The sequence below is a fragment of the Mycobacterium sp. genome, assembly GCF_044370595.1.
Lineage (GTDB): Bacteria > Actinomycetota > Actinomycetes > Mycobacteriales > Mycobacteriaceae > Mycobacterium.
In genome coordinates, this window is sequence record NZ_JBILVF010000267.1 from 1 (window position 1) to 15696 (window position 15696).

A 15696-nucleotide genomic window follows, 5' to 3' on the forward strand; every position below is an offset into this window, starting at 1 on the left:
CACCCGTGCCGCCGCTCCCGCCCGGGGTGGTCGCGGCGGCACCGGCACCGCCGTTACCGCCATTGCCCCAGAGGAAACCGCCGATACCGCCGTTACCGCCAGCGCCGCCGTTGATACCGGCCACGCCCGCACCACCGTTGCCGCCATTACCGAACGAGCCGGAGTTGCCGCCGGCCCCGCCGCTGAAACCATCTCCGCCGTTACCGATGAGGCCGCCGTTGCCGCCCTTGCATGCGGTTCCGGCGGTGCAGGAACCTACGTAAGCGGTGTAGCTGAAACCGTTGCCGAACAGGATCCCCGCGTTGGGATTGTCCGCGGTGCCGTTGCCGATGAAGATCCGAATGAAGTCCCCGAACGGGTCGGCCGTCGCCGATGCGCCAGGCGAGAACACGGTGAGGTTCGCCGCAGAGCCGACGGGCGGACCGTCGCTGGTCGTTGTCGTGGCCGCCGGCTTGGCTGTGGAGGAGTCCGAGCCGAGTTCACGACGGGATGCGGCAACCGCCGCCCAGGCGAGCGGGCCGGCCAACGGCGCATCTCCGTCACCGCCGGTCCCCAGCCAGGACAGCAGATTTGAGCCCAGCTCGCTGACCGCGTCGCGTGGGGAGGCGGCCGTCATCGCGGGAGCCTCGCTCGCGGGCGCCGCCGGCGCGATGGCTGGGCCTTCGTTCGCCGTCGCGGCGGGGGCCGGGTTGGAGACAGCCGGAGCCGAGACGGCCGGGAGAGCGGCCGACCGGTCGTCAGCGTTCGATTCATCCGACTGGGGCTCGCCAATGTCGACCGCTGCGATCGGACCGGAAGCGGGGCCGGGCTGCGACGGCGATTCGGTTGTCGTGCCGGTCGGGGCGTCGCCAGCATCTGCCTCGGCCACGGGCGCAGTCCCGCCGCGCCGACGCGGCGAGTCTGCCTCGGCGGTGTCGTTGCCCCCCCTGGAACGGCCGGCCCGCGGGGAAGCGGGCGACGCTTCGTCATCGGCGCCCGTCGCGCTCGGGGAGTCGCCGTCGTCGGCACCCGTCGAGGTGTCGGCGTCGTCGGCGCCTGTCGAGGTCGGCGCATGGGTGTCATCGGCGCCCTCTGACCCGCTTCCTGAGGCTGAGTCCGCCACGTCCGGGGAGAGGTCCTCGGCCGGGTTCGTTTCGGGCTGCGATGAGTACGACGAATCGGTGCCGACACCCGATGCGGATCGGCGGGAGCCCGACTTGCTCGACTCGTCCTCGTTTCCAGCAGACCTCGATTTCGAGGAGGGCGCCGAACTCGCCGAGGCGTCAGAGGTACCTGAGCCCACCGATCCCTCTGAACCTGTTGTGTCGGCGAATGCGATCGGCACAGCCAGCAGCGCAGAGCCCACACCAAGAGCCACCGCGAGCGCCCCGACCCGGCCGATATAGGACGCGTATGTCGATACGGATGTCTCGGTGGCAACCACCGCGCGGCGGGTCTATTCGATGCTCCTGATGCGGCCCTTGGATGATCGACGGTGACGACCAGCAAGCTGTGTGGACTGTGCAAATGACATGGAACCCTCCCCAAGACGAACCTTAGGGACTTCGCGCCCCCCGATCAGGAACTTAACACGCCAAAACAGGCTTTTGGCAAGCCTTTTGGGGGGAGTGCTTTTAAATCTGTTTACAGCAGAACATCTTTCAGTGTGTGAAACACTTACACAACCGAAAGGGTTTCACCCAGTGCAGCAGAGGCATGCTGCCACGAATTTCAGATCAAATCTCTTTTCAAGAGAACATGTTTCAGAGACCGTGGGTCAGCGAGGTGAAACACTGAGCAGTGCTTGCAGCAGGGAAGATGACAGGAGATGGTGCGCTATCGCTTGGTGGCGCGCAGTTGGACCCACCACTTCGCGGCCGCACGGATGGACTCCTCCACCGGCGACGGGTGCCAGCCGAGTTCCCGCACCGCCTTGCTGTGGTCCACCGGCGCCTCGGCGCGCATGAGGCGCAGGGCGTTGAGGTTGAGCCGTTCGTCGGTTCGGTTGAGGCGGCCCCTGACGGTGCCGAGGACGGCCAATGCGTAGGTCACCGGCAGGGGGATTGTGCGCGACGGCGGGGCGACGCATGCGGCCTCGGCGGCAATGCGCACTACGTCGGCGTTGCTGATCATTTTCTCCGACACCAGGTATCGCTCGCCCACGCGCCCGCGCTCGGCGGCCAGAATCAGGGAACGCGCGGCGTCGTCGACCCCGACGGCTTCCAGTTCAATGCGGTCCAGGATGAAGGGCAGTTTGCCGAACGCCGCGCCGGCGATGATCGCGCCATGCGGGGTGCGGCCCCAGTCGCCCGGGCCGTAGGTGGTGGACACGCACATCGCCACCGCAGGCAGTTCTCCTTTGCGGGCACGGTCGAGGACCATCCGTTCGGCCAGCACCCGGGAGCGCACGTAGTCACTCAACGACTCCAGATCGGTGATCTCATCGGCCTCGGAGGCGACGCGGCCGCGCCGGCGCGCGACTGTGGCGTAGCTGCTGGTGAAGACGAAGCGGCGCAACGGGTTCCGGGCGTGAACGGCGCAGGCGACGTCGAGTACGTTGCGGGTGCCCTCGACGTTGGTGCGATACAGCGGCGCCGGGTCGGACAGCCAGGCGCGAGTGTCGACGACGCAGTAGTAGACATCGTCACATCCGGTCATGGCCTCGCGCAGGACGTCGTCGTCCCAGATGTCGCCGGTGAACCTCTCGGTCGTGAGACCGTCGATGCCTGACGTCTTGGCTCTTGCGCGCACCATGATTCGCACGGCATGGCCGGCCTCGGCGAGTTGGCGGGTGACGTGGCTGCCGAGATAGCCGTTGGCGCCGATGACGAGTTTCACTGCTTGCCTTGGTTGCGGCGCATCCAGGCGGCGGCGTCGTCGTCGAGGGTGCCCAGTTCGACGGCCTTGCGGCACCACTTCATCCCGGCGGCCAGGAAGCGGAGCGGGTTGTAGATGTCCTCCTGGCGCGACCACAGGCCCTCGCCCGCGTAGGTGATGATCGAGATGTTGGTGGCGCTGATGATGATGCCGTCACCGGGGTCACGCATGGGGTTGTCCAATTCACAGATCACCCGGGAGGTGTCCTCGTCGATGACGTGCCACAGCGACGGGAAGGCGGTCATGTGACTGCCGGGGAACGTCGTCATGGTGCGGTAGATCCAGTCGCGGACCTGCCCGCGGCCCTTCATGGTGCCCATGGCGTGCTCGATGTAGTCGACGTCGGGGGTGTAGTGCGCCACCCAGGCGTCCCAGTTGTGGGTGCGGGCGGCGTCGTCGACCTCGGCTTCGAACTGCGCGAAGGCGGCGGCGAGTTCGGCGCGGGAAAAGCGGGGGGCCACGGGTTCAAACTAGAACAGGTTCTATCCCAGTTGGGGAGAGCGGAGGAATTCGGCGGGAGCGGAGGGGATGGTTCCGGTCATTTGGCACGCAGCTCTAGCCGCCGCAGACGCGGACGCCAAGGCCGCCGGGCTCAACCGCTCCGAGCTGATCGAGAAGGCACTTCGCAACGAGCTCCTACGAAACTCCCTGGACGAGTACCACAACCGCACAGTGCCGGCATTGAAGATCGGTGCGTACGCCGACCAGGTATGCCGCGCCAACCGGTCCGCCGAACTGTGATCGCACCGGGGGCGCCGCGGCACCGCCGCTGAGTTCTACGTCGCTGTCCTATCGGGCGAAGCGCATATCGACGCCGGGACTGGGCGGGTCATCACCTGCCCGTTCATTCCCGGGGTCCTCGGTCACAGTCGGGCAACCCAGTGGCGTGCTTGCTGCCCGAGCTCGTCCAGTGGTTACCGTCCTCGGCCTTGGACGAGCCCATTGGGAACATCGGGATGGCGCCGCCTCACGAAGCCACCGGGATCATCGCCGTACTACTTGGACCCTGACGGTCTCTGACATCTCCGTAACCGCCCGCACCGCAACGAGCCGGTGGCGGCGAACGGGGAGCACACTGGGTCGGTATGAGCTACCGCAAGGATCCCGACGCCGTAAGGGCGCTGACCCCCGACCAGTTCCGGGTGACGCAGCGAAACGGCACCGAGCCCGCATTCACCGGTGAGTACTGGGACCACCACGAACCGGGCATCTACGTCGACGTCGTCTCAGGGGAGCCGTTGTTCGCCTCGGTCGACAAGTTCGACAGCGGAACCGGGTGGCCGAGTTTCACCAAGCCGATCGGCAACGTCGTCACCAAACGCGACTTCACAATGATTTTCCCGCGCACCGAAGTCCGCTCGAAGCACGCGGACAGCCACCTCGGGCACGTGTTCAAGGACGGCCCGCGGGACCGGGGCGGGATGCGGTACTGCATCAACTCCGCGGCGCTGCGTTTCGTGCACCGCGACGAGCTTGAGGCCCACGGGTACAGCGAGTACGTCAGGCTATTCACCAAGGAGGACAACATGAGTCAGTACAAGACGGCGACCCTGGCCGGCGGCTGCTTCTGGGGCATGCAGGATCTCATTCGCCGCCAGCCCGGCGTGGTGTCGACGCGGGTCGGCTACACCGGGGGGCAGAACGCGAACGCCACCTACCGCAACCACCCCGGCCACGCCGAGGCCGTCGAGATCATCTACGACCCGGCCCTGACCGACTACCGCGCGCTGCTGGAGTTCTTCTTCCAGATCCACGACCCGACCACCAAGGACCGGCAGGGCAACGACCGCGGCACCAGCTATCGCTCGGCGATCTTCTACCTCGACGACGAGCAGCGCCAGGTGGCGCTGGACACCATCGCCGACGTCGACGCCTCCGGGCTGTGGCCGGGCACGGTGGTCACCGAGGTGACGCTGGCGTCGGACTTCTGGGAGGCCGAACCGGAGCACCAGGACTACCTGCTGCGGATCCCGAACGGGTACACCTGCCACTACCCGCGGCCGGGCTGGAAGCTGCCCAAGCGCGAGACGGTGTAACAGCGCACAGCATTCGCGTCGATCGCGAGTGTGTGGGCTCTGCAAGGTGTCGCCATGTTTTGTCTGCGCAGGGCACACACTCGACGCTCGCTGAGCGGCTAGACCGGCCCGGGAGTGCCCGGCAGGCCGTCCGTGGCCGTCGACCCGCTACCGCTGGCCGCTCCGATCCCGGCGAGGCCGCCAGCCCCTGATCCGGTGCCGCCGTCGCCGCCGTCTCCGCCGTTGGCCTGCGAGTCGGTGCCGTTCACGGAGGCAGCACCGCCGTCGCCGCCGGCACCACCCAGAGCCGATCCGGAGGCCGCGCTGCCACCGGTACCGCCGTCCCCGCCGTTGACGGTGGAGTCGACGACAGTCGTGCCGGTCGCTGCGCCACCGGCACCGCCGCCGCCGCCGGAACCATCGACGCTGTCACCGCCGGCACCGCCGTTGCCGGCATCGCCGCTGACGGTGGAGCCGGTGATTGTCACCGACCCGCCGGCACCACCGGCGCCGCCATTTCCGCCGTTCTCGAACGCCGATCCGCCGGTTCCGCCGTTACCGCCGAGGTAGGTGACGCCCGACACCGATCCGGCTCCGGAGCCGCCGGCACCGCCGTCGCCGCCGTTGCCGCTGGGCCGGGTACCGGCGGTGATCACCGACACGGTGTTGTCGTCCTGGCTGGAGACGTATACCGCGCCGTCGGCGGCCACCGCGACCCCGACGGCGAACTGGCCGGGTTTGGACACCGGTGTCACGGTGTTGCCGGCCGCCGGGTCGATGACCCACAAGGAATTCCCGAACACGCTGGACACATAGACCTTGCCGTCCGGAGCGACCGCCACCCCGACGGGCGAGGCCAGGCCGCCGGTGATCACGGAAACCGAATATCCGGTTGCCGGGTCGATCACCGACACCGAATTGCCGATCACGTTGGTGACGTAGACCTTGCCGTCCAAGCCGACTGCCGCGAGCACCGGGGTCGCGAAGCTGGGATCGGTGACGGGGGTGACGGTGTTTCCAGCCGCCGGGTCGATCACCGACACCGAATTGCCTTGGTTGACTACGTACACCTTGCCGTCGGCAGCGACCGCCACTCCGAACGGAGCGAAGAAGCTGGCGTCGTTGATCACCGTGACGGTATTGCCCGCCGCCGGATCGATCACCGACACCGAATCCCCACCCCCGTTGACCACGTAGACCTTTCCGTCCGGGGCAACCGCCACCCCGATCGGACTGGAGAAGCTGGCGTCGTTGATCACCGTCACGGTATTACCCGCCGCCGGATCGATCACCGACACCGAGTCGCCGCCTTGATTGGTGACGTAGACCTTGCCGGTTCCAGCGACCGCCACAAAGACGGGAACGGAGAAGCTGGGGTCGGTGATCTCGGTGACGGTTCCCGTCGCCGGGTCGATCACCGACACCGAGTCACCGGACTGGTTGACGACATAGACCTTGCCGTCCACGCCGACCGCCACCCCCCAGGGACCGCTGAAGGTGGCCGAGGAGACAACGGTCGTCGAGTAGTAATCCCGGCTACCGGTCCCGCCGTTGCCGCCGGCACCGCCCGCACCGCCGTTACCGGAGGTGGAGTTCCCGCCGGTTCCGCCGTCACCGCCGTCGGCAACCGCGCCATCGGCACCGTTGATCACGCCGACACCCCCGACGCCCGCGTCCCCGGCGCTGCCGCCGCTGCCGCCAGCGCCACCGTCCGGATGGGCGAGGCTGCCGTCGGTGCCGTCGGCTCCGTTGCCGCCCGCACCGGCGTTGCCTCCGTCGCCGCCGTTGCCGGCGACCCCTGGGCCAACCACCTCGCCGCCAGAGCCACCGTCGCCGCCCGAACCGCCATCGCCACCGGAGCCGCCCGAACCGCCGCCCGAACCGGCCGCACCGCCGGCGCTGCCGACGGCTCCGGTGCCGCCTTGGCCACCGCTACCGCCGACGCCAGTGCCATCGAACACGACCTCGCCGCCGGAACCGCCTGCACCGCCATTGCCACCATCGGCACCATCACCACCGGTGCCGCCGCCTGCGCCGCCCGCGCCGGCCACGCCGGCCGCACCGCCATCGGCGCCCTGACCGCCGGAGCCGCCCACCTTCTCGTAGGTGGCGCCGCCACTGCCGCCCGCGCCGCCGTTTCCACCCGAACCGGCGTCGCCGCCACCGGCGCCCTGGCCGCCGGAGCCGCCGTTGCCACCGCGACCCGCGGCACCACCGTCGCCACCGTCACCGGCCACCGCACCGGGGAGGGCCGGATCGCTGAGGTAGCTGAAGCCGCCCGCTCCGCCGGCACCGCCGGATCCCGCATTGCCGCCGCGGCCGCCGTCAGTGCCGACGACCGTCGTCGCGCCGCCGGTGCCGCCGTCGCCACCGACGCCGCCGTCACCACCGCGGGCACCCTGGTTGAAGTAGCTGCCACCGCCGATGCCGCCCTGACCGCCGCCGCCACCGTCGGTGCCGTCCTCACCGGTTCCACCGGAGTAACCTGCGCCGCCGTCACCACCCCGGCCGGCGGTACCACCCGCAGCGAGGAAGGCGCTTCCGCCGTTGCCGCCGTCCCCACCAGCACCGCCGCTGACACCGGCCTGGGTGGAACTCCACCCGGTGCCGCCGTCACCGCCGGCACCGGCCACGGCGGCGCCCAGGATATCCGCCGGGGCGCCAGCGTTGCCGCCGTTACCGCCGCGCCCGGCATCCGGGGTGGTGGCACTCCCGTCGGCGCCGGCACCGCCTGTGCCACCGTTGCCGGCGTCTGCGGCCGTGCCGGCATTGCCGGCACTGGCGCCCGCACCGCCGGTACCCGCATATCCCGCGTCACCCCCGGACCCGCCATCACCGCCGTCCGGGTGGGTTGCTATGCCGTCGGTGCCGCTGGCACCGTCACCACCGGCGCCAGCGTTGCCGCCGTCACCGCCGATGCCGCTGCTGCCGCTGCCGGAACCACCGGCACCGCCATCACCGCCGGAACCGCCGGAACCGCCCGACCCGCCGCCGGAACCGGCCGCGCCGCCATCGGCGCCCGCAGCGCCGTTACCGCCCGCACCGCCATCGGCGCCGGCGGCATCCGAGTCGCCGGCGGCACCGCCGCTTCCGCCTGCGCCACCGGCGCCCGATTGACCGCCGCTGCCGCCACCGTCGGTGCCGGCCGCGCCGGAACCGCTGGCACCGCCGTCACCTCCGGCGCCGCCGCTACCCGCGGTGCCGGTGCCGTACTCGCCGCCGCCGCCGCCGCCACTGCCAGCGGAACCACCGTCGCCGCCGGCACCCCCGGAACCGCCTCCGGAACCGGCTGCCCCGCCGACCCCGCCGGCACCGCCGTCGGCACCCCGGCCGCCATCTCCGCCGACGTTGTCGTAGGTGAGGCCGCCGTAACCGGCGTAACCGCCAGATCCGCCATAACCGGCGTCGCCACCGTTGCCACCGCCGGCCGCACCCGCGCCGCCGTCACCACCGCGACCGCCCGCACCGGCATTCCCGCCGTCGCCGGCAGTGACCCCGGGCAGCGCCGGATCGGAGTAGTAGCTGTTGCCGCCGCCACCGCCGGATCCACCGATACCGCCATAGCCGCCGCGGCCGCCGTCAGTCCCGGGGGCCACCGCAGCCCCGCCGATGCCGCCGATGCCGCCGGCACCGCCGTCACCGCCGCGGCCACCCCGGTTGTAGTGGCTGTTACCGGCACTACCGCCGGACCCGCCGGACCCGCCATCGGTGGCGTCCTCCCCGGGACCGCCGGAGTAGCCGTCACCGCCAGCACCGCCGGCACCGCCGTTGCCGCCTCCGTTGTAGCCGAAGTTCCAGTAGAAATCGCCGCCGCCGCCACCGGCACCACCGGTACCACCGGCGACGCCCGCCTGGGTGGAGTCCCAGCCGGCACCTCCGTTGCCGCCATTGCCGTTGTCGGCGATGCCGGCGTAATTCGGCACGCCCGAGCCATCGCGGCCCGGATTACCCGCAACACCGCTGTCGCCGCCGTAGCCGCCGTTGGGAGTGGTGGCGTCACCTTTCGCGCCGTCGCCGCCATCGCCGCCGGCCCCCGCGGTACCGCCCGCATAGGTCACACCGGTCACCGACGAACCGGCGTCGCCGCCGAAGCCGCCATGGCCGCCATCCGAGGCCCAACCCAGGTTGTCGAACTTGCCGGGCACGGTGATCACACCGTCGGCGCCGTCACCGCCGGCACCGCCATTGCCGGCCGTGCCACCGGCGCCGCTGGACGGTGCGTCACCGCCGGAACCGCCGGTTCCACCGTCACCACCAGCGATGGCAGGATCGGTCGACGTCCAGCCCTGGCCGCCGTTGCCGCCGTTACCGGCGTCTGCGGCCGCACCGTCGATGCCGTTGATCACACCGGTCCCGCCGGAACCTTCCAGGCCCGCGTCACCGCCGGCACCGCCGTTACCGCCGTCGGGGTGGGTGGCCGCGCCGTCGGTGCCGTGGGCGCCGTTGCCGCCTGCGCCTGCGTTACCGGCGTCGCCACCGTTGCCGCCAGTACCGCCGCCGTACGAGGGTCCGCCGTCACCACCGCGACCGCCTGAGCCGCCATCCGCGCCATCGCCACCGGAGCCGCCGCCGGAGCCCGCGGCCCCACCGGTCCCGCCGGCGCCGCCGTCGGCTCCCTGGCCACCGTCGCCGCCGACGTTGTTAAAGGTGTAGCCGCCGTAACCGCCGTATCCGCCTTGGCCGCCCCGGCCTGCGTCGCCGCCGTCACCGCCGTCGGCCGCACCGGCACCACCTGCACCGCCAAGACCGCCCGCACCGCCATTGCCGCCGTCACCGCCGGTGACCCCGGGCAGGGCCGGATCCGCGTAGAGGCTGACTCCGCCGCCTCCCGCACCGCCGCCGTAACCGGCGTTGCCGCCACGGCCGCCGTTGGTGCCAGGAGTCGTCGCCGCACCTCCGGTGCCGCCGTCGCCACCGACGCCGCCGTCGCCACCGCGACCGCCCTGGTTGTAGACACTGCCACCGCCGAAGCCGCCGTAACCGGCCCAGCCGCCGTCGGTGGCGTCCTCCCCGGGCCCACCGGAATAGCCGTCGCCTCCGTCGCCGCCGCGCCCGCCGTCACCGCCGGGGCCGTAGTCGCCGCCGCCGCCGTTACCGGCCAAACCACCGATGCCGCCGTTGACGCCGGCCACCGTCGAACTCCAGCCCGTGCCGCCGTCGCCACCGTCGCCGCCGTCGGCGATCCCGGCGTAGTTCAGGACACCGGCGCCGTCGCGGCCCGGATCACCGGAACCGCCGCCGTCGCCGCCGCGCCCACCGTTGGGCCTCAGAGCGCCGTCAGCGGCCGCGCCGTCACCGCCGTCACCGCCCGCACCGGCGTTACCGCCGGCATAGGTGATCCCGCTGACCGAGGAACCGCTGCTGCCGCCGCTGCCGCCTTGGCCGCCGAAGGAGGCGTCCCCGAGGTTGCCGTAGATACCTACTACGGTCGTTACCCCGTCGGCGCCGTCACCACCGGCGCCGCCGTTGCCGCCCTGCCCACCGGCACCACTGCTGGGAGCGTCACCGCCCCGGCCGCCATCGCCACCGCGACCGCCGCCGATGGTCGGGTCGGTCGAGACCCAGCCCTGACCACCGTTGCCGCCGTTGCCTGCGTCTGCGGCCGCACCGTCGATGCCGTTGCTCACACCGGTCCCGCCGGAACCTTCCAGGCCCGCGTCACCGCCCCAACCGCCGTTGCCGCCGTTCGGGTGGCTGGCCGTGCCGTCGGTGCCGTCGGCACCGTTGCCGCCGGCCCCGGCGTTCCCGCCGTCACCACCGTCACCACCCGTACCGGTGCCGTACACGAAGCCGCCATAACCGCCGTCACCGCCCCAGCCGCCATCCCCGCCGTCGCCGCCGGACCCACCGCCGGAGCCCGCCAACCCGCCGGCACCGCCAGCGCCACCGTCGGCACCCTGACCTCCGTCACCGGCGACGTTGCCGTAGGTGTATCCGCCGTAACCGCCGGACCCGCCCCGGCCGCCCCGGCCGGCGTCGCCGCCGTTCCCGCCATCGGCGGCACCGGCACCGCCGGCACCACCGATACCACCGGCACCACCGTTGCCGCCGACGCCGGCGGTCACCCCGGGCAGCACCGGATCCAGATAGTAGTTTTCGCCGCCGTCACCGCCACGGCCACCGGAGCCCGCGTTACCGCCGCGCCCACCGCCGGTACCGGGCACCGCGGCCGCACCACCGGTGCCGCCGTCACCACCGACGCCGCCGTCACCACCAAGTCCGCCCTGGTTGTAGTAGCTGCCGCCAGCGGAACCGCCCTGGCCGCCCGAACCGCCGTCGGTGGCGTCCTCGCCGGGCCCACCGGAGTAGCCGTCGCCGCCGTTTCCGCCGCGCCCACCGGCGCCACCGCGGTTGTAGCTGAATCCGGGATCGCCCTCGGCACCGTTGCCGCCGTCACCACCGCGACCACCGTTGACACCTGCCAGGGTCGAATCCCAGCCGTCGCCGCCGTTACCGCCGGCGCCGCTATCGGAGATTCCGGCGTAATTGAGGACACCGGCACCGTCGCGGCCCGGATCGCCTACTTGACCGCCGTCGCCACCGCGGCCGCCGTCGGGGGTGGTGGCATCACCATCGGCACCGTCGCCGCCGTCGCCACCATCGCCGGCAAATCCACCGGCGTAGCTGATCCCGCCGACCGAGGAACCGCTGTCACCACCACGACCGCCACGGCCGCCGTTGGATGCCCAGCCCAACGGTCCGTACTGACCGGGCACAGTGATCACCCCGTCAGCACCATCACCACCGGCACCACCGTTGCCGCCCTGACCGCCGGCACCGCTGGAAGGCGCGTTACCGCCCCGGCCACCGTCACCGCCGCCACCGCCGGCGACGGCCGGATCGGTCGACGTCCAGCCCTGACCACCATTACCGCCGTTGCCGGCATCCGCAGCAGCACCATTACTGCCATTGGTCACACCCGACCCGCCAGAACCCTCCAGGCCCGCATCGCCGCCGGACCCGCCGTTACCGGCGTCCGGGTGGCTGGCCGTGCCGTCGGTGCCATCGGCACCATCGCCACCGGCCCCGGCGTTGCCGCCGTCACCACCATCACCGCCGGTACCGGTGCCGTACGAGGGGCCACCGTCACCGCCGGTACCGCCGTAGCCGCCGTCGCCGCCGTCGCCGCCCGAGCCACCGCCGGAGCCCGCCAACCCGCCGGCACCACCGGCGCCGGCATCACCGCCGTCACCGCCGTCACCACCGACGTTGTCATAGGTCCAACCGCCCGAACCGCCCGAACCGCCCGAACCGCCGTACCCGGCGTCGCCACCGTTCCCGCCACCAGTCGCACCGGCACCGCCCGCGCCACCGAGACCACCGGCAGCACCGTTGCCGCCAGCACCGGCGCTCACCCCGGGCAGCGCCGGATCTGCGTAGAAATTGACCCCGCCACCACCGCCGGAACCGCCGGAACCGGCGTTACCGCCGCGGCCGCCGTCGGTGCCGGCAACTACAGCCGCACCGCCGTTGCCGCCGTCACCACCGATGCCGCCGTCACCGCCACGACCCGACTGGTTGTAATAGCTGGAACCGCCGCCACCGCCGGAACCACCTGATCCGCCGTCGGTGGCATCCTCCCCGGCACCACCGGAATAGCCGTCACCACCGGCACCGCCATTGCCGCCGTCGCCACCACGCGCGTAAGAGGTGGTGAACCAGTAGCCGCCACCGGAGCCGCCGCCACCGCCGGACCCGCCGTTGACCCCGGCCACCGTCGAGTCCCAGCCATCGCCGCCGGACCCGCCGTCACCGCCGTCAGCGATCCCGGCGTAGTTCAGCACACCGGAACCATCACGGCCCGGATCGCCGGCGCTGCCGCCGTCACCACCTCGCCCGCCGTTGGGGGTGGTGGCATCACCATCTGCACCGTCGCCGCCGTCACCACCGGCACCAGCATCACCACCGCCGTAGCTGATCCCGCCGACCGAGGAACCGCTGTCACCACCACCGCCACCAATGCCGCCGCTGGACGCCCAGCCCAACGGTCCGTACTGACCAGGCAGGGTGATCACCCCGTCAGCACCATCACCACCGGCACCGCCGTTGCCGCCACGGCCGCCGGCTCCAGTGGACGGCGAGTTACCACCCCGCCCGCCGGAGCCGCCGTCACCACCGGCGATAGCCGGATCGGTCGACGTCCAGCCCAGACCACCATTACCGCCGTTACCGGCATCCGCGGCCGCACCGTCAGTGCCGTTGATTACACCGGTCCCGCCGGTACCTTCCAGGCCCGCGTCACCGCCGGACCCGCCGTTGCCGGCGTTGGGGTGGCTGGCCGTGCCGTCGGCGCCGTCACCGCCGTCACCACCGGCTCCCGCGTTCCCGCCGTCACCACCATCACCCGCCGTCCCGCTGCCGGCACCACCGGAACCACCGGAACCACCCTGGCCGCCGGAACCGCCCGAACCGCCGCCGGAACCGGCCGCACCACCATCGCTGCCCACCGCGCCAGTGCCACCGGCACCGCCGTTAGCACCGGCCGCGTCGGAGTAGCCGGCGTCACCGCCGTAGCCGCCGGAACCGCCCGCACCGGAGTTCCCGCCGTTTCCACCACCGTCGGCGCCATCCGCGCCCGCACCACTGGCGCCGCCGTCACCGCCCGCGCCGCCGGAACCCGCCGTGCCCGAGCCGTATTCGGCACCGCCCGAACCGCCTCGGCCGCCCGAGCCGCCGTAGCCGCCGTCACCGCCGGAGCCGCCGCCGGATCCGGCCAACCCGCCGGCACCGCCGGCTCCACCGTCGGCACCGGCACCGCCATTGCCTCCGACGTTGTCGTAGGTGTAGCCGCCGGAACCGCCGTAACCACCGCCGCCGCCATAGCCGGCGTCGCCGCCGTTACCGCCATCCGCTGCGCCGGCACCGCCGGCACCACCGACACCGCCGGCACCGCCGTTGCCGCCGTCGCCTGAGGTCACGCCGGGCAGGGCCGGATCGGCGTAGAAATTGATGCCACCGTAGCCGCCGTCGCCGCCGTAGCCGGCGTTGCCGCCCCTGCCACCATCGGTACCGGGATCCACGGCTGCACCACCGAGGCCGCCGTCACCACCGACACCACCGTCACCACCGCGACCGCCCTGGTTGTAATAACTGCCGCCGCCGGAACCGCCGTAGCCGGCCCAGCCGCCGTCGGTGGCGTCCTCACCGGGACCACCGGAATAGCCGTCGCCACCGTCACCGCCGCGACCACCGTCACCGCCGCGCCCGTAGCTGGTGTTGAAGACGTAGCCTCCGCCGGAACCGCCGTAACCGCCGGCGCCGCCGTTGACCCCGGCCAGCGTCGACGTCCACCCCGTGCCGCCGTCACCACCGTCGCCACTGTCGGCGATCCCTGCGTAATTCAACACACCGGCACCATCACGGCCCGGATCACCCGCACCGCCGCCGTCACCACCACGACCACCATTGGGCGTGGTCGCATCACCATCGGCACCCACACCACCGTTACCACCGGCACCGGCATCGCCACCGGCATACGTGGTACCGCTGACCGAGAATCCGCTGTTGCCGCCATTACCGCCGAGGCCGCCGTTGGACGCCCAACCCAAACCGCCGTACTGGCCCGCCACGGTGATCACACCATCGGCACCATCACCACCAGCACCACCGTTGCCGCCACGACCGCCGGCTCCACTACTCAACGCGTCACCGCCCCAGCCGCCGTAGCCGCCGGCACCACCCGGGGTCGCCGGGTCGGTGGAGTCCCAACCATCGCCGCCGGCACCACCGCTGCCGCCGTCGCCGCCGGCACCCGGGTCGCCACTCGTCGCGCCCGCGCCGCCGGTGCCCTCGAGACCCGAGTCGCCGCCGTCGCCGCCGCGGCCGCCGTTCGGGTTGGTGGCATCTCCATCACCGCCGCGTCCGCCGACGCCACCGACCCCGGCGTCGCCGCCGTTCCCGCCGTCTGCGTCGGTACCGGTGCCTGTCGCGGTTCCGCCGTCACCACCGGAGTTGCCGTCGCCGCCCAAGCCACCGGCGCCACCGTTGCCGCCGGACAGGGCCGCACCGCCGGTGCCGCCGTCGCCGCCGCTGCCGCCCGTGCCACCGGTACCACCGACAGTGTCGACGGTGCTGCCGCCGGCGCCGCCGAGGCCGCCCTCACCGCCGTTGCCCGCGGTGCCGCCGGTACCACCGTCCGCCGACCCCAGGCCGCCGGTACCGCCGGTACCGCCCGCGCCGCCGTTACCTCCGGCGCCGGCCGTCACACCCGGGAAAACCAAGTCGTTGACACTCGAACCGCCGGTGCCACCGCTACCGCCAACCCCGGCGTTGCCGCCGGTTGCGCCGGTGCCAAGGGGCGTCGAGCCCTGGCCGCCGGTGCCGCCGTCGCCGCCGGTGCCGCCGTCGCCGCCGGTGCCACCCTGGTTGTAGACACTGGCGCCACCGTTGCCGCCCTGGCCGCCGATACCGCCCTCGCCGCCGGGCTCGTCGATGCCGCCGTCATAGCCCGCGCCACCGGCGCCGCCGGTGCCGCCATCGCCGCCGGGGCCGGCAACAAGTGCCACACCGCCCGCACCGCCGTCACCGGCAGTGCCGCCGCTGCCGCCGGCGACTCCGGCCTGCGTCGAGGTCCAGCCCGCACCGCCTGCGCCGCCGTCACCGCCAGCGGCCACGCCCGCGTAGTTGATGTCGCCCAGTGCATCCAGACCTGGGTCGCCCGCGCTGCCGCCGTCACCGCCGCGACCGCCGGTCGGAGTGGTTTCGCTGCCGGTGGCACCGGTGCCGCCGTCACCACCGATACCGGCATCGCCGCCGGCCCCCACGGTGCCGGAGACCGAGGCTCCGCCGACGCCGCCGTTACCGGCGGAGCCGCCGTTGGAGGCGT

At 72.3% G+C, this 15696-nt stretch carries 7 protein-coding genes and 1 pseudogene; 4 read left to right on the plus strand and 4 right to left on the minus strand.

Going from position 1 to position 15696, the window contains the following annotated elements; all coding sequences use genetic code 11:
• A pseudogene (locus ADBZ5N_RS18670) lies at window positions 1-616 on the minus strand (hypothetical protein); the annotation flags it as partial.
• 295 nt (window positions 617-911) lie between these two features.
• Between ADBZ5N_RS18670 and ADBZ5N_RS18675 the strand changes: the two are divergent.
• Window positions 912-1385 carry a hypothetical protein gene (locus ADBZ5N_RS18675; protein ID WP_526260058.1) on the plus strand — a complete coding sequence of 158 codons (474 nt, stop codon included), beginning with the start codon at window positions 912-914 and terminating at the stop codon, window positions 1383-1385.
• Window positions 1386-1815: 430 nt separating this feature from the next.
• Here ADBZ5N_RS18675 and ADBZ5N_RS18680 read toward each other — a convergent pair whose 3' ends face one another.
• Window positions 1816-2817: an NAD-dependent epimerase/dehydratase family protein gene (locus ADBZ5N_RS18680; protein WP_526260060.1), complete on the minus strand. Its 1002-nt coding sequence runs from the start codon at window positions 2815-2817 to the stop codon at window positions 1816-1818.
• A complete protein-coding gene (locus tag ADBZ5N_RS18685) occupies window positions 2814-3317 on the minus strand; it encodes a nuclear transport factor 2 family protein (protein WP_526260062.1) in 504 nt (167 codons plus the stop codon). Before ADBZ5N_RS18685 ends, ADBZ5N_RS18680 begins: the two co-directional genes overlap by 4 nt.
• A 67-nt stretch (window positions 3318-3384) precedes the next feature.
• On the opposite strand from ADBZ5N_RS18685, the gene ADBZ5N_RS18690 reads away from it, so the two are divergent.
• The 3 genes from ADBZ5N_RS18690 (at window position 3385) to ADBZ5N_RS18700 (ending at window position 4892) form a co-directional block, all read left to right on the plus strand.
• The gene (locus ADBZ5N_RS18690; protein WP_526260064.1) at window positions 3385-3597 is read left to right on the plus strand and encodes an antitoxin; all 213 of its coding nucleotides are present in this window, start codon (window positions 3385-3387) and stop codon (window positions 3595-3597) included.
• A gap of 140 nt (window positions 3598-3737) precedes the next feature.
• A complete protein-coding gene (locus tag ADBZ5N_RS18695; protein ID WP_526260067.1) occupies window positions 3738-3866 on the plus strand; it encodes a hypothetical protein in 129 nt (42 codons plus the stop codon).
• Between the two features lie 75 nt (window positions 3867-3941).
• Entirely contained in the window at window positions 3942-4892 is a 951-nt protein-coding gene (locus tag ADBZ5N_RS18700; protein ID WP_526260069.1) for a bifunctional methionine sulfoxide reductase B/A protein, read from the plus strand.
• A gap of 98 nt (window positions 4893-4990) precedes the next feature.
• On the opposite strand, the gene ADBZ5N_RS18705 is transcribed toward ADBZ5N_RS18700, so the two are convergent.
• Complete coding sequence (locus ADBZ5N_RS18705) at window positions 4991-15634, minus strand: Vgb family protein (protein WP_526260071.1); 10644 nt, start codon at window positions 15632-15634, stop codon at window positions 4991-4993.
• Window positions 15635-15696 lie beyond the last annotated feature (62 nt).

Bases quoted from the DNA above. Each gene is read 5' to 3' on its own strand.
- ADBZ5N_RS18700 (WP_526260069.1), top strand. From the start codon at position 3,942: ATGAGCTACCGCAAGGATCCCGACGCCGTAAGGGCGCTGACCCCCGAC.
- ADBZ5N_RS18690 (WP_526260064.1), top strand. From the start codon at position 3,385: ATGGTTCCGGTCATTTGGCACGCAGCTCTAGCCGCCGCAGACGCGGAC.